The 15,079-nt window shown below is 56.6% G+C and carries 15 protein-coding genes; 8 read left to right on the top strand and 7 right to left on the bottom strand.

The features are described from left to right. The first annotated feature begins 1 nt into the window (after position 1). Positions 2-778, top strand: coding sequence for a phosphate ABC transporter ATP-binding protein PstB (pstB, locus tag PGH32_RS12495; protein WP_314422938.1), 777 nt, complete (start codon positions 2-4; stop codon positions 776-778). Between the two features lie 34 nt (positions 779-812). Here pstB and purN read toward each other — a convergent pair whose 3' ends face one another. Then, positions 813-1,451: a phosphoribosylglycinamide formyltransferase gene (purN, locus tag PGH32_RS12490; RefSeq protein WP_337894178.1), complete on the bottom strand. Its 639-nt coding sequence runs from the start codon at positions 1,449-1,451 to the stop codon at positions 813-815. Continuing rightward, positions 1,448-2,488 (bottom strand): phosphoribosylformylglycinamidine cyclo-ligase, encoded by a 1,041-nt coding sequence (gene purM, locus PGH32_RS12485; RefSeq protein ID WP_200545580.1) that lies wholly within the window; start codon positions 2,486-2,488, stop codon positions 1,448-1,450. The genes purN and purM overlap by 4 nt, the downstream gene beginning before the upstream one ends. Before the next feature lie 248 nt (positions 2,489-2,736). Here purM and upp point away from each other — a divergent pair, with 248 nt between their 5' ends. Next, positions 2,737-3,363, top strand: coding sequence for a uracil phosphoribosyltransferase (upp, locus tag PGH32_RS12480; protein ID WP_314422946.1), 627 nt, complete (start codon positions 2,737-2,739; stop codon positions 3,361-3,363). A gap of 61 nt (positions 3,364-3,424) precedes the next feature. After that, positions 3,425-4,714 (top strand): uracil permease, encoded by a 1,290-nt coding sequence (gene uraA / locus PGH32_RS12475; RefSeq protein WP_314422948.1) that lies wholly within the window; start codon positions 3,425-3,427, stop codon positions 4,712-4,714. A 77-nt stretch (positions 4,715-4,791) separates the two neighbouring features. Here uraA and PGH32_RS12470 read toward each other — a convergent pair whose 3' ends face one another. Further along, entirely contained in the window at positions 4,792-5,859 is a 1,068-nt protein-coding gene (locus tag PGH32_RS12470; RefSeq protein ID WP_337894177.1) for a haloacid dehalogenase-like hydrolase, read from the bottom strand. A gap of 186 nt (positions 5,860-6,045) precedes the next feature. Between PGH32_RS12470 and hda the strand changes: the two genes are divergently transcribed. Then, positions 6,046-6,753 carry a DnaA inactivator Hda gene (gene hda / locus PGH32_RS12465; RefSeq protein WP_123335939.1) on the top strand — a complete coding sequence of 236 codons (708 nt, stop codon included), beginning with the start codon at positions 6,046-6,048 and terminating at the stop codon, positions 6,751-6,753. Positions 6,754-6,855: 102 nt separating this feature from the next. On the opposite strand, the gene arsC is transcribed toward hda, so the two are convergent. Together arsC and PGH32_RS12455 are read right to left on the bottom strand one after the other, a co-directional pair. Continuing rightward, positions 6,856-7,209, bottom strand: coding sequence for an arsenate reductase (glutaredoxin) (arsC, locus tag PGH32_RS12460; protein ID WP_337894176.1), 354 nt, complete (start codon positions 7,207-7,209; stop codon positions 6,856-6,858). 37 nt (positions 7,210-7,246) lie between these two features. Then, positions 7,247-8,710 carry a beta-barrel assembly-enhancing protease gene (locus tag PGH32_RS12455; RefSeq protein WP_337894175.1) on the bottom strand — a complete coding sequence of 488 codons (1,464 nt, stop codon included), beginning with the start codon at positions 8,708-8,710 and terminating at the stop codon, positions 7,247-7,249. A gap of 344 nt (positions 8,711-9,054) precedes the next feature. On the opposite strand from PGH32_RS12455, the gene PGH32_RS12450 reads away from it, so the two are divergent. Both PGH32_RS12450 and PGH32_RS12445 read left to right on the top strand, forming a co-directional pair. After that, positions 9,055-10,662 (top strand): sensor domain-containing diguanylate cyclase, encoded by a 1,608-nt coding sequence (locus PGH32_RS12450; protein ID WP_337894174.1) that lies wholly within the window; start codon positions 9,055-9,057, stop codon positions 10,660-10,662. A gap of 81 nt (positions 10,663-10,743) precedes the next feature. After that, on the top strand, positions 10,744-11,802 hold the full coding sequence (locus PGH32_RS12445; RefSeq protein ID WP_337894173.1) for an AI-2E family transporter: 1,059 nt from the start codon (positions 10,744-10,746) through the stop codon (positions 11,800-11,802). A 75-nt stretch (positions 11,803-11,877) separates the two neighbouring features. On the opposite strand, the gene bcp is transcribed toward PGH32_RS12445, so the two are convergent. Both bcp and PGH32_RS12435 read right to left on the bottom strand, forming a co-directional pair. Further along, the gene (gene bcp, locus PGH32_RS12440) at positions 11,878-12,345 is read right to left on the bottom strand and encodes a thioredoxin-dependent thiol peroxidase (RefSeq protein WP_314422967.1); all 468 of its coding nucleotides are present in this window, start codon (positions 12,343-12,345) and stop codon (positions 11,878-11,880) included. 76 nt (positions 12,346-12,421) lie between these two features. After that, a complete protein-coding gene (locus tag PGH32_RS12435) occupies positions 12,422-12,979 on the bottom strand; it encodes a glycine cleavage system transcriptional repressor (protein ID WP_314422970.1) in 558 nt (185 codons plus the stop codon). 137 nt (positions 12,980-13,116) lie between these two features. Here PGH32_RS12435 and dapA point away from each other — a divergent pair, with 137 nt between their 5' ends. Further along, positions 13,117-13,995, top strand: a complete 879-nt coding sequence (dapA, locus tag PGH32_RS12430; RefSeq protein WP_314422973.1) for a 4-hydroxy-tetrahydrodipicolinate synthase — start codon at positions 13,117-13,119, stop codon at positions 13,993-13,995. A 15-nt stretch (positions 13,996-14,010) separates the two neighbouring features. Beyond that, positions 14,011-15,039: an outer membrane protein assembly factor BamC gene (bamC, locus tag PGH32_RS12425; protein ID WP_337894172.1), complete on the top strand. Its 1,029-nt coding sequence runs from the start codon at positions 14,011-14,013 to the stop codon at positions 15,037-15,039. The last annotated feature ends 40 nt before the right edge of the window (positions 15,040-15,079 follow it).

Here is a 15,079-nt window from a genome sequence, read left to right as displayed (position 1 = left end):
TATGGCTGTTATATTTGAAGAAGCGGAAACCGCGCTTGAGCTGGATAATCTGAGTTTGTGGTACGGGGATAAACCGGCCCTGAACAACATCAGTCTGCGGATACCGAAAAATCGCATCACCGCGCTGATCGGCCCCTCCGGCTGCGGTAAATCGACGCTGCTGCGCTGCTTTAACCGCATGAACGATCTGATCGATAACTGCCGGGTAGAGGGTGACATTCGTCTGCACCAGCAGTCGATCCTCGGCCACGATCGCGATCTGTCGGTGCTGCGTCGCCGCGTTGGGATGGTGTTCCAGCGGCCTAATCCGTTTCCCAAGACCATCTATGACAATGTGGTTTACGGCCTGCGCCTGCAGGGCATCCGCGATCGGCGGGTGCTGGATGAAACGGTAGAGCGAGCGCTGCGTGCCGCGGCGCTGTGGAGCGAGGTGAAGGATAACCTGTGGCAGAATGCGCTGACGCTTTCCAGCGGGCAGCAGCAGCGTTTGGTGATTGCGCGCGCCATCGCCATTGAGCCAGAAATCCTGCTGCTGGATGAGCCCACCTCGGCGCTGGATCCGATTTCAACGCTGGTGATTGAAGAGCTGATGAGTACGCTGAAACAGCACTTCACGCTGGTGCTGGTCACGCACAACATGCAGCAGGCCGCACGCGTATCTGACTATACCGCGTTTATGCATCAGGGGAGCGTGGTGGAGTTTGGCCTGACCGACGATCTGTTTACCGCACCGCGTCAGCGCAAAACCGAAGACTATATTACCGGCCGATTTGGCTAAAAATAAGGGCGGAAAATATTCCGCCCTGTATCAATCATTCAAACGCATGCCCTTCGGCAGGTAGCGGCTGTCCATCCAGCCAGGCGCTTTCCTCGCGCATGGCCAGACGGCCTTCAATGAACCAACTGACCACCAGCGGATAAATCGCGTGTTCCTGATGCTGAACGCGCGCGGTGACGTCCGCCTCGGTGTCTTCACGAAAGACCGGAACTTTCGCCTGTAAAATGACCGGGCCGCCGTCCAGCTCCTCGGTGACAAAATGAACGGAGGTGCCGTGCTCGTCATCGCCATTCTCAATCGCCTGGCGGTGAGTGTGCAGCCCCGGATATTTTGGCAGCAGGGAAGGGTGGATATTCAGCATACGTCCGGCGTAACGCTGCACGAACGCTGGGCTGAGAATACGCATATAGCCGGCCAGTACCACCAGATCAGGGGCGTAAGCATCGATTTCCAGCATCAGCTGACGATCGAACGCTTCACGATCGGCAAACTGAGAAGCGGCCAGCGCATGAGCCGGTACGCCCGCTTCACGCGCGCGCTCCAGGCCAAAGGCATCGGCTTTGTTGCTGAACACGGCAGCCACGCTGCCGTTAATCCGCCCCTGCTGACAGGCGTCCAGAATTGCCTGTAGGTTGCTTCCATTCCCGGAAACCAGCACGACTATACGTTTCATGAATTGATGACCACACGCTCTTCAGAATCGGAGGCTTTAATGGTACCAATTTTCCAGGCTTTTTCACCCGCGTCGTTCATCAGCTGAACGGCTTTATCCGCTTCTGCCGCGCTCAGTGCAATCACCATGCCCACGCCACAGTTAAAGGTGCGGTACATTTCGTGACGGCTGACGTTGCCTGCCTGCTGCATCCAGCCAAATACCGCTGGCCATTCCCAGCTTGACTCTTCAAGCACGGCCTGGGTGTTGTCCGGCAGAACGCGCGGGATGTTTTCCCAGAAGCCGCCGCCGGTCAGGTGGGCAATCGCGTGCACGTCAACCTGCTCAATCAGGCTGAGGATGTTTTTCACGTAGATGCGGGTAGGGGCCAGCAGGTGGTCGGAAAGGGATTTGCCTTCCAGCTGGGTGGTTTCCGGGTCGGTTTTGCTGACTTCCAGAATTTTGCGCACCAGCGAGTAGCCGTTTGAGTGCGGGCCGCTGGAACCCAGCGCGATCAGCACGTCACCGTCGGTCACTTTGCTGCCGTCGATGATTTCAGATTTCTCGACCACGCCGACGCAGAAGCCCGCCACGTCGTAATCTTCACCGTGGTACATACCCGGCATTTCAGCGGTTTCGCCGCCGACCAGCGCACAGCCAGACTGCGAACAGCCTTCTGCGATGCCGGTGATCACGCTGGCTGCGGTATCCACATCCAGTTTACCGGTGGCGTAGTAGTCGAGGAAAAACAGAGGCTCTGCGCCCTGTACCACCAGATCGTTAACGCACATGGCGACCAGATCGATACCGATCGTATCGTGGCGCTTCAGGTCCATCGCCAGACGCAGCTTGGTGCCAACGCCGTCAGTGCCGGAAACCAGTACAGGTTCACGGTATTTTTGCGGCAGCGCACAAAGGGCACCGAAACCGCCCAGTCCACCCATCACTTCAGGGCGGCGGGTCTTTTTCACTACGCCTTTGATACGGTCGACTAAAGCATTACCAGCATCGATATCTACGCCGGCGTCTTTATAGCTGAGAGAGGTTTTGTCGGTCACTGCGAAATCCCCACGCGTTTGCGGTTGGTGGTGTGGTGGTAAAAATAAAGCGCCGCAATTCTACCAGTGGAGGCAAACGTTTGCGAGTGCCATCTTAACGCACATTGCGGATAGGTGAATTTTAGCTAATCCTGACACCGATTGCCGCGATTAACTAAACTATTGTACTAAGTCATATGGCGCTGCCGGTAAATGGCGCTATAATCTCGCGATTTTTTTTTGCTGCTTAACACTCCGGGAGTACAACAATGAAGATCGTGGAAGTCAAACACCCGCTGGTCAAACATAAACTGGGTCTGATGCGTGAGAACGACGTAAGCACCAAGCGTTTTCGTGAGCTCGCGTCAGAAGTGGGAAGCCTGCTGACCTATGAAGCGACTGCCGATCTGGAAACTGAAACAGTGACCATCGAGGGCTGGAATGGCCCGGTGCAGATCGAACAGATCAAAGGTAAGAAGATTACCGTCGTGCCAATCCTGCGTGCCGGTCTGGGCATGATGGAAGGCGTACTGGAACACGTACCAAGCGCGCGCATCAGCGTGGTGGGCGTGTACCGCGACGAAGAAACCCTGGAGCCGGTACCGTATTTCCAGAAGCTGGTTTCCAATATTGAAGAGCGCATGGCGCTGGTGGTTGACCCGATGCTGGCCACCGGTGGCTCAATGATCGCCACTATCGACCTGCTGAAAAAAGCGGGCTGCAGCAGCATTAAGGTGCTGGTACTGGTTGCGGCCCCGGAAGGGATCGCCGCGCTGGAGAAAGCGCATCCGGATGTGGAACTGTACACCGCATCGGTGGATCAGGGGCTGAACGACAAGGGGTACATTATCCCTGGCCTCGGCGACGCCGGCGATAAGATTTTTGGTACTAAGTAAATTATCAAGCCGACCGCAGAGTCGGCTTTTTTATGGCACACATATCAAGGGGTAATGAAACATGACGCGTCGCGCAATAGGCGTACACGAGCGGCCACCGCTGCTGCAAACCATTCCACTCAGCTTCCAGCACCTGTTCGCGATGTTCGGTGCCACGGTGCTGGTGCCGATTCTGTTCCACATCAACCCGGCCACGGTGTTGCTGTTTAACGGTATCGGTACGCTGCTGTACCTGTTTATCTGTAAGGGAAAAATTCCGGCCTACCTCGGCTCTAGTTTTGCCTTTATCTCTCCGGTACTGCTGCTGCTGCCGCTGGGGTATGAAGTGGCGCTGGGCGGCTTTATTATGTGCGGCGTGCTGTTCTGCCTGGTGGCGTTGATTGTGAAGAAAGCCGGCACCGGCTGGCTGGACGTGATGTTCCCTCCGGCCGCGATGGGGGCGATTGTTGCGGTGATCGGCCTGGAGCTGGCGGGCGTGGCGGCGAATATGGCCGGCCTGCTGCCCGCCGACGGCACCTCTCCCGACAGTAAAACCATCATCATCTCGATGGTGACGCTGGGCGTGACGGTGTTCGGCTCCGTCCTGTTCCGCGGATTTCTCGCCATTATTCCGATTCTGGTCGGGGTGCTGGCAGGCTACGCGTTATCCTTCTTTATGGGCATCGTTGACTGGACGCCGGTGCGTGAAGCGCACTGGTTTGCGCTGCCAACGTTCTACACCCCGCGCTTCGAATGGTATGCCATCTTTACTATCCTGCCTGCGGCGCTGGTAGTGATTGCCGAGCACGTCGGCCATCTGGTGGTGACGGCGAATATCGTGAAGAAAGACCTGCTGAAAGATCCGGGCCTGCACCGTTCAATGTTTGCCAACGGTATCTCGACCGTTTTCTCCGGTTTCTTCGGTTCAACGCCCAACACCACCTACGGTGAGAATATCGGCGTGATGGCGATTACTCGCGTGTACAGTACCTGGGTGATCGGCGGCGCGGCGATTCTGGCGATCCTGCTCTCCTGCGTGGGTAAACTGGCGGCGGCTATTCAGGCCGTGCCGGTGCCGGTGATGGGCGGCGTGTCACTGCTGCTGTACGGGGTGATTGGCGCATCAGGTATCCGCGTGCTGATTGAATCGAAAGTGGATTACAACAAGGCGCAAAACCTGATCCTGACCTCGGTGATCCTGATTATCGGCGTCAGCGGGGCGAAGGTGCATATCGGTGCCGCCGAACTGAAAGGCATGGCGCTGGCGACGATCGTTGGCGTTGCGCTCAGCCTGATCTTCAAAGTCATCAGCCTGACCCGCAAGGATGAAGAGATTATTGACGTCGTGGACGAACGCAGCGACGTGAAGTAGCGCTGCTCCGCGAGTTCAGCCCCTTTAACGGATCCCGGCTGTCCGGGCCGTTGAAGGGGCGCTTTTCCTCTGACGATCTACTGCAGCTCGCTCTGCTGCACGACGACCCAGTTCATATCGGCATTCGGCGTAACGCCTGCCGCCTTCTGATCGACCACGGCATTTTTCAACAGCGCCTGCAGGCGAGTGTGCGTTTCCTCGCTGCGGTTAATCCACAGCCGCATCCCCGATTTCTCCACGTCCACGCTGTTCAGTAGCATATAGGTATCGGAATACAGGGTATCGCCACCGGCCAGAATCGGTTTACGCCACTGATCGATATACGCCAGAACGGTGGCCGCTTTGCCCTCGAACCAGGTGGTTGGTGCCACGACGTACGGAGTCAGTACCAGGTTGTTATTGGCCTCAGGCCGGTAGTGCCCTTCACGGATCTGCCTGCGTGATGTTGTCAGCTGGCCCGTTTTGGGATCGCGCAGCAGCAGATTCACGCCAAGCACGTTTTCAGGCTTCACGTTGTAGCCATATTGCGGATCGCTGGCGATGGCGCGCGCCAGCTCTTCCTGCGCGGCGCTGATGACATACACGCGGATGCCGTTTTCCTGCAGTTTGCTGAACAGCTCCTGCATGCCGGGTAGCACTTTGGGGGGATAGACCACTGCCGAAATCGGCCGCTGGTGGTGCATTTTAACCACCGGCACCGGTTTTTGCTCCTTCATCATCGCATCAACATAGCCTTTCAGCTTGCCGACGGTGAAGCCTGAAAAAACCTGCGCGGCCCACGGATAGCAAACCAGATCGTCCATTTCGCACAGTCGATGATAGTAGCTGTAGAGGCTCTCCGGCGCGCCGGGCAGGTCGTCAAAGGGGATCAGTTTAAGTGAAGGATCCAGCTGTTCGCGCGTCAGGTAACCGTGGTTTTCCATCCAGGGCAGCAGCGATTCTTCCAGATCGTGCTGCCAGGTGGTGTTGTCGAGATCAAAAACGGCGAACTCATGTTGACTGGCATGCTGTTCAATCAGCCGGTTCAGCTGCTTCGCCTGGGGTGCAGGCCAGTGTTTGAGATCGGTGGCCTGGGCGGTGCCGAGAAGGGAAAACAGAATGCCGGACAGGATGATGCCGCGGCGCAGCGGGGTGATTAGACACATAAAACGCTCCATGTTGACTATCGGGATCGATAACGGATAACACCAATTCCCAGTATATTTTGATCGTCCGCAGCGGCAACCGTCGATCCAGCCAAAAGGAGCCGATCCGGCAAATGGCTTTACGTTTCATGATCGTCGATGAGTTGTGTTAAACTTTTCGTGATTTTTGCAAGCGTAAACCCTGAGGTGATTCTGAACACGCCGGCACAGCTTTCACTGCCACTTTATCTGCCCGATGACGAGACTTTTGCCAGCTTCTGGCCTGGTGAGAATCCGTCCCTGCTGGCCGCGCTGCAGAGTGCTCTGCATCAGGAACACGGCAGTTACTTCTACTTCTGGTCGCGGGAAGGGGGAGGGCGAAGTCACCTGCTGCATGCGGCCTGCGCTGAACTTTCCGCAGCCGGAGAAGCCGTCGGTTACGTCCCGCTGGATAAACGCACCTGGTTTGTCCCTGAGGTACTCGATGGCATGGAGCAGCTGGCGCTGATCTGCATCGATAATATCGAATGCATTGCCGGGGATGAGCCGTGGGAAATGGCGATTTTCGACCTCTACAACCGCATTCTTGAAACCGGGAAAACGCGCCTGCTGATCACCGGAGATCGCCCCCCTCGCCAGCTCAATCTCAAACTGCCCGATCTGGCTTCGCGCCTCGACTGGGGACAGATCTATAAGCTCCAGCCTTTGTCAGACGAAGATAAGCTGCAGGCACTGCAGCTGCGTGCTCGCCTGCGCGGCTTTGAGCTGCCGGAAGATGTGGGTCGCTTCCTGCTGAAGCGGCTGGATCGCGAGATGCGAACGCTGTTTCTGACCCTGGATCAGCTCGATCGCGCCTCGATAAGCGCCCAGCGCAAGCTGACCATTCCGTTCGTTAAGGAAGCGCTGGATCTCTGATCTTTTTGACGGAGGCCTTCTTCGCCGGCCTCATCGGTGCACATAATGAGGCGGACGATTGAAGGATCTCCAGCACCTGAATGCACGTAATCATGCCCGCTGTTACATAATCTCCAGCACCTGCTCCGGCGGCCTGCCGATTCGTGCCTGGCCGTTAGCTACCACGATCGGGCGTTCAATCAGCTTCGGCTGGGCAATCATCGCGGCCAGCAGCTGGTCTTCACTCAGCGCCGGATCGTCCAGCCCCGCGGCCCTGTACTCCTCTTCCTTATGGCGCATCAGCTGGCGTGCGCTGCTGAAACCCAGCTGCGCGATCAGCGCTTTCAGCGTTGCGGCATCCGGCGGCGTTTCCAGATAGCGAATCACCTGCGGTTTGATGCCGCGATCCTCCAGCAGTGCCAGGGTTTCACGGCTCTTCGAACAGCGCGGATTGTGGTAAATCTGAACTTCACTCATTGATATTCCCCCGGCCTTTCAGCGTCGGCCTGCCTGATTATCTTTTTTGATACTGACGGAAACGTTCCTGCAGCTGCCTGAGCTGATCGATGCGGGCATCGTAGCGCGCCTGCTTCAGGCTGCCGAGCGGCACCTGAGAACTGGCGCTGCTCAGGCTGCGAATGGCCTGATCCAGCTGACCGGCAAGGGCCAGCCCTTCGGCGCGTGCGGCCTGCTCTTCATCTGCCAGCCCCTGAGCCGCCGACGCCTGGGCCAGTAAATCCCAGCCGTTCGGGTCGTCTTTATTGGCCCAGGTATAGCGATACAGCACCTTGCTGGCGTTGGCGGGCTGCTTCGCTTCGACATAGGCGTTCGCCAGGTTGAGCTGCAGCACCGGATTACTGTTGCTGGCTTTAATCGCCACCAGACGGTTAATGGCCTGCTGCGGCTGGTTCAGACCGATATCGATATCGGTAATGATGTCCAGATACCAGACGTTGTCCGGCTGCTTCGCCAGCAGGGGGGCGATGATGTTTTTCGCTCCGGCGTAGTTTTTGGCGTCCAGCATCTGCACCGCTTTGCCGTACTGCGCGGCGGCCTGCTCGCGGCTGTTCCCCTTCGACAGTGAATCCAGCAAATCTTCGGTCAGCTGATTTTGCCCGGTAGAAAACATCCCCAGCGCCCTGACTTTGGCCATATAAAAGTCCTGCGATGACTGCACCACCACCGGCTTCATCTGGTTGGCGCGGTTACGGGCGTCGGCCAGGCGGCTGTCGGGGAGCGGGTGGGTCAGCAGGATTTCCGGCGGCTTGGAGGAGAAACGCGACTCGTCGGCCAGCTTCTGCAGGAAAGCGGGCATCGCCTCCGGGTCGAATCCTGCCCGCTGCAGTACCTGAATGCCGATGCGATCGGCCTCCTGCTCATTTTGCTGGGTGAAGCTGATAATCCCCTGCTGAGTACCCGCCAGGGTGCCGCTCAGCGCCGCCATACCGGCCTGCGGGCTGGCCATTGCCAGCAGAATGGAACCCAGCGCGCCGACCCACGTCAGCGGCGCGTTTTTCTGCTGTTCCTCCATCGCCCGGGCCAGATGGCGCTGGGTGACGTGCGAGATTTCGTGCGCCATGACCGAGGCGAGCTGGCTTTCGTTATCGCTGTAGCGGAACAGGGCGGAATGCAGCACCACGTTACCGCCAAAGAACGCGAAGGCGTTGATCTCATCGTTGCGGATCAGGAAGAAATGGAAAGGCGTTTTTACCGACCAGGCATGGGCAACCAGCCGCTGACCGAGCTGATTGATATATTGATTCATTAACGGATCGTTGATGATTGGCGCGCTGGCCCGCAGCTGGCGAACATAAAAATCCCCCATCGCCAGCTCCTGATTAACCGACAGCGTACCCCCGGCGGTCGTACCAATATCCGGCAGATTGTCAGTGACATCGGCCCAGACCGGCGTAACACCGCCAGCCAGCAGAGAGAGAATTAGCGAAGTCAGCAGGCTTTTCTTCAATCGGTTGAACATAGGTAAACCCTAACAAGGACGTCCAGTTTTTGACCGGCAGGATGCCGAAATGTTCTGCAAGGGGTGAAAACTCCGCACCCATCGACATCTTAACCAGTGACCGGGGCGAATGAAATGGTAAAACCGGGTGAAGTGTTGGGCAGAGCTCGGAATGCCTGATGTGCGGGATCCTCTACGACGTTACCAACAATTAATTTAAGCCATGGGCGTTAGAATATTCCCAAAACAGCTGGGAGGTGTACAATCGAAGCGTGCTTTACCAGGGCATATCTCGCACTTTCTAACAAACGCGCATAAAAACTACAAGGCGCTAAAAAAATGAAATTATTCACTAAGGTGAATCCATGTTAAGGCAATTGCGCCCTAAGACGGATTTGCGCACGCTGATCACGCTGCTGGCCGTGGCAAGTATTGTCATTACGCTGGCGAATTCTCTGTATGCCAGCTGGCGCGTGCAGCGTGATGTGCTGATCGGGAATACGCTGGAATCAAACCGGGTTTATGCCACCAAGCTGGCCGCCACTTCCGAAGTGTTTTTTCAGCTGGCTCAGTCGCAGCTTTCCTACAGCGCAAAAATGCTGGAAGGGGGGCTGGATAATGACGCGCTGCTGCAGAAGGAAGTCGATCGCCTGCGTGAACAAACCAGCAGCTTCAACTCGGTGGTGATTGTTGATGCGAACGGCTGGGTGAAGGCCATCTCCCCGGAATCACTGATGCTGAAAGGCATGAAGCTGACCTCTTCCGCAGCCCGACAGGCGCTGACCCAGCGCAAGCCGACGATCAGCGATCCGACGATTTCCGCCGCCAATAATCTGCTGGTGTTTATCTCCTGGCCGGTGTGGTCGAAAACCGGTGGCTATCTCGGCTACGTTGGCGGCTCTATTTATCTGAAAAAGAAAAGCATTCTTAACGCCCTGCTGGGGGAACAGTTCTACCGCGATGGCTCCTCGCTTTACGTGGTGGATGCCGGGAATCAGGTGCTCTATCATCAGGATCATAATCTGATTGGTAAAACCCTGCCGCCGATTATTGATGACGATCGGCGGAAAAAAGAGAGCAACGGTTTCCTGCAGCTGAACGATGAGGGCGGCCCGGCAATGCTGGCGGGTTACGCCATCGTTCCGGCGTCGGGCTGGATGATCGTGGCGATGAAACCCAAGGGCGCAACGCTGGCTCCGCTTAACAGCCTGCTGTTGCAGGTACTGAAACACTCCGTGCCGTTTGCGCTGCTGACGCTGATCCTCGCGCTGGTCCTCGCACAGCGCATCGCACTGCCGCTCTGGCAGCTGGCCCGTAAAGCCAGCCACATGGATACCAGCGAAGCCTCGCGTGAAATTAGCGGCATCCGCTCCTGGTATTATGAAGCTTCGCAGATTAAACGGGCGATGCTGGCCGGTATCGGCGTGATGCAGGATAAAATTGGGCGGCTGAAGAGCGAAGTTCAGACCGATCCGCTGACCGGACTGTTGAACCGCCGTGGTCTGAATGCCGTTCTGGAGTATTTTCTCGCGACGCAGCAGCCGTTTGCCGTACTGGCGCTGGATATCGACTATTTTAAACGGGTGAACGATACGTTCGGCCACGATGTGGGTGACGATGTGATTGAAAACGTCGCCCGTCAGCTGGAAGTCGGCGCGCGGCAGACCGATGTTATCTGCCGTAACGGCGGCGAGGAGTTTCTGATGATCCTGCCCGCCACCGATCGTGAAACCGCGCTGGCCATCGCCGAACGGGTACGCCAGCGCATTGAAGTCCTGGCGCTGGACAGGGTGGGCAGTATTACCATCTCGATTGGCATTGCCTTCTGGACGCCGGAAATGAAAACCATGGAACATACTTTTAAGCAGGCTGATGAAGCGCTGTATCAGGCCAAAAACGCCGGTCGTAACCGGGTCATAGCCCTGCAAAAAGCGGCCGTGCAGCAGGAAGTCGTTCATTCTCCCTCGTTCTGATATTGACTCCCGCCCCGCTCAGCAGCGAGGGCGGTGAGTTTCAGTTACACTCACCTCATCTTTCCCAGGCAAGGACTCCTTATGCTGGAACTTTTACTGCAGTGGTATCGCCGTCGTTTTACCGACCCGCAGGCCATTGCCCTGCTGGCCATTCTGCTGGCGACGTTCTGCATCCTGTTTTTCTTTAACGGCCTGCTGGCCCCGCTGCTGGTGGCCATTGTGCTGGCCTATCTGCTGGAGTGGCCGACGGTTCGGCTCGAACGACTGGGATGTTCCCGCACCTGGGCGACCACGCTGGTACTGATTGTCTTTGCCGCTCTGCTGCTGATTTTACTGCTGGTGGTGGTGCCGGTTGCCTGGCAGCAGGGGATCAATCTGACTCACGAACTGCCCAGTATGCTGACCCGGCTCTACCAGTTTGCGACCCGTCTGCCGGAGCGGTTCCCGACGCTGATGGACGTTGGCATCATTGATATCGTGGTGGAAAACCTGCGCAGCCGGCTGAGCGGGCTGGGCGATCAGGTGGTGAAGTATTCGCTGGCCTCGCTGGTGGGGCTGATGACGCTGGCAATCTATCTGGTGCTGGTGCCGCTGATGGTCTTCTTCCTGCTTAAGGATAAAGAGCAGATGCTGAACGCCATTCGTCGGGTGCTGCCGCGCAACCGCGGGCTGGCCGGGCAGGTGTGGCTGGAGATGAACCAGCAGGTTTCTAATTATATTCGCGGTAAAGTGCTGGAAATGGTGGTGGTCGGTATTGCCAGCTGGATAGGCTTCCTGGCAATAGGCATGAACTATGCGCTCCTGCTGGCGGTGCTGGTTGGCGTCTCGGTGCTGATCCCCTATATCGGCGCGATGGTGGTTACCATCCCGGTGATTGGCGTGGGGCTGGGGCAGTGGGGGCTGACCGGTGATTTCTGGACCATGATGATCATCTATCTGATTATTCAGGGGCTGGACGGCAATATTCTGGTGCCGGTGCTGTTCTCCGAGGCGGTGAACCTGCATCCGCTGGTGATCATTCTGTCGGTGGTGATTTTTGGCGGGCTGTGGGGCTTCTGGGGCGTCTTCTTCGCTATTCCGCTGGCGACGCTGATTAAAGCGGTCGTTCATGCCTGGCCGGACGAGCTTTATAAAGAGTAAGAGTAAGAGCCGCGATCGGGCGGGCCTTGTGATGACGGCCCGCCCGTATAATCTGCTATTTTCAGCCGCGGTAAATCACGCGGTTTTCAGATAGTCCATCACGATATCGTGGTGGTTGCTGGTTTTGAAGTCGTCAAAGACCTTCTCAACCTTGCCGTCAGCGCCAATCAGGAAGCTGATGCGGTGGATCCCGTCATAGGTTTTCCCCATGAAGGTTTTCTCGCCCCAGATACCAAACTGCTCGCAGACCGCGTGGTCTTCGTCGGACAACAGGGTGAAATTAAGCATCTCTTTTTCAACAAAGCGGGAGAGCTTCTCGGGTTTATCCGTGCTGATACCCAAAACTTCAACGCCGGCTTTTTTCAGCTCATCCATGCTGTCACGCAGTCCGCACGCCTGTACGGTACAGCCCGGCGTCATCGCTTTCGGGTAGAAATAAACCAGAACGCGCTGCCCCTGGAAGTCGGCCAAATTTACTTGCTCGCCATCCTGATCGGGCAGGCTAAATTTCGGTGCAATATCACCGGCTTTCAGTGGATTCATCACTACACTCCGTTTTTTATCATTTATGCTGTGGGCTAATTAGAACAGTTTCTTTCCCCGGTGGTGGACGGACCATTCAGGCTCCGAGGTTTGAAACCGCCTTAATAGTGCCCTGAGCATGAAGTTCTGTACACAGGCGGTTAAACGCCTGCTCGATAAGTGAAGCATCCTGGCTGGCAGGACTGTGTGCCGTCATCTGAATATAGAGCAACGGTGGCTGATTATCCTGCGCCGGTTGGGTGCGCGAGGCCAGTTCCGCAATATTCATTTGGTGCGTATCGAACAAATCGGTGAAGCGCTCAATAATATGGGGCGAATCCGCCACCTCAACCTGAACCCACACGGTGGCCGGCATCGGCGGCCGAGCACCGGCACCGGTGCGCTTCATGACAATCAATAATTCCAGCTCGGCTCCCTTGAGCGGCAGCGTGGATTCAATCAGCGTAATTGCGTTCCAGCTGCCGGAGAGCAACATAATAAAGGTGAACTCTTCGCCGAGCATCGCCAGCCTGCTGTCCTCAATGTTGCAACCGCAGCTGCTGACGTGGCGGGTAATGGTATTAACGATCCCGGGACGGTCAACCCCAAGTGCGGTGATAACCAGGTGGTGCTCGGGTAGCTGCGGCAAAATCATGCTTCCTGTCTAAATGCTAATAACCATAAGGTAAACATAAAAAAAACTGCTGACAAGGGCTTGAGCCGCCTTGTCCGCTTGCTTTTAATGCTCGGTCAAACGTACCATGAAGCACTTGTTTGTCGAGGGGATCGCCAATGTTTACGGGAAGTCTTGTAGCACTCGTTACGCCAATGGATGACAAAGGTAATGTCTGCCGTTCGAGTCTGAAAAAACTGATTGATTATCATGTTGCCAGCGGTACTTCGGCAATTGTTTCTGTAGGAACCACCGGTGAGTCCGCCACGCTGAGCCATGACGAACATGGCGACGTGGTACTGATGACGCTGGAGCTGGCCGATGGCCGCATCCCAATCATCGCCGGAACCGGCGCGAACGCCACTTCGGAAGGCGTCTCTCTGACTAAACGTTTCGAAAAATCCGGCGTTGTCGGCTGCCTGACCGTGACGCCGTATTACAACCGTCCTACGCAGGAAGGGTTGTATCAGCACTTCAAAACGATTGCTGAAAGCACCGATCTGCCGCAGATGCTGTATAACGTGCCGTCGCGCACGGGTAGCGATCTGCTGCCGGAAACCGTTGGCCGCCTGGCGAAAATAAAAAATATTATCGGAATCAAAGAGGCGACCGGGAACTTATCACGGGTAAGTCAGATCCAAGAGCTGGTTGATGAAGATTTCGTGCTGGTGAGCGGTGATGACGCAACAGCGCTGGACTTCATGCATCTGGGCGGACACGGCATAATCTCCGTAACGGCGAATATCGCCGCGCGCGAAATGGCAGAGCTTTGTGCTCTGGCTCAGCAGGGTAACTTTGCTGAAGCGCGCCGCCTTAACCAGCGCCTGATGCAGCTGCATCAGAAGCTGTTTGTTGAACCCAATCCTATTCCGGTCAAATGGGCCGCGAAAAAGTTAGGATTAATAGCAACCGATACGCTGCGTCTGCCAATGACGCCGCTGACCGATGCCGGTCGTCCGGTTGTAGAGCAGGCTCTTAAAAACGCCGGCCTGCTGTAAATCTAGGGAGAATTGATGGCTTACTCAGTACAAAAGTCCACGGTCGCGAAAGTGGTGGGACTGTCGTTAGTGATGCTGCTGGCAGCATGTTCTAACGATCAGCGTTACAAGCGTCAGGTTAGCGGTGACGAATCCTACCTGCAGGCAGCCGATCTTAGCGATCTGCACGCACCTGCTGGCATGATCCTGCCGCTGCAAAACGGTGAATTTGATATCCCGAACGTCAGCGATAAAGGGCAGGTGGGTAAGCAACTGGATATTCGTCCACCGGCGCAGACTCTGGCGTTGATGAACGGCACCCGCACCCAGTTCGCCGGTAATACCGGAACGCTGCTGCTGGATTCACGCACCGGTTCGATCTGGCCACAGATTGTCAGTGCCGTGCAGTCCTACAACTATCCGATTGTCGATCGTCAGGACGCTAACCAGACGTTGACCACCGACTGGGTACAGTGGAACCGTGCTGATGAAGATAATCAGTACCGTGGCCGTTACCAGCTGAGCGTGCAGCAGCAGGGCTATCAGCAGGTGCTGAACGTCAAGCTGCTGGAGCTTGAGCAGGAAGGCAAAAGCGTCACTGCGCCGATCCAGCTTCAGCGCTACACCGCGCAGATGCTGAACGACATCAGTACCAAACTGGATAAAATCGAAACCACGCGTGAAGATGCCGCTGCAAACCGCAGCGTGACTCAGATCGATGTGCAGAGCGGTGCCGATGATACCGGCCTGCCAAACCTGATCGTTCGTGCTCCATTCAACGCCGTATGGCAGCGCCTGCCGGCAACGCTGAAGCGTGTAGGCATGGAAGTGACCGACAGCAACCGCTCGCAGGGTAGCCTGAACGTGACGTATAAAGCGCCTGGCAGTAGCACCTGGGATGATTTGGGTGCGAAAGATCCTGGGCTGGTTAACGGTAGCTACAAACTTCAGGTCGGTGACCTGGATAACCGCAGCAGCCTGCAGTTCCTCGATCCGAAAGGACATCCGCTCACGCAGTCGCAAAACGACGCGCTGGTCGCCGTTTTCCAGGCGGCATTTAAGTAAATCCGAAGGCCGGGAATCGCTCCCGGCCTTTTTATTTGCT

Origin of the sequence: Erwinia sp. SLM-02 (genome assembly GCF_037450285.1) — a bacterium.
GTDB lineage: Bacteria > Pseudomonadota > Gammaproteobacteria > Enterobacterales > Enterobacteriaceae > Erwinia.
This window is presented reverse-complemented; position numbering and strand designations above follow the sequence as displayed.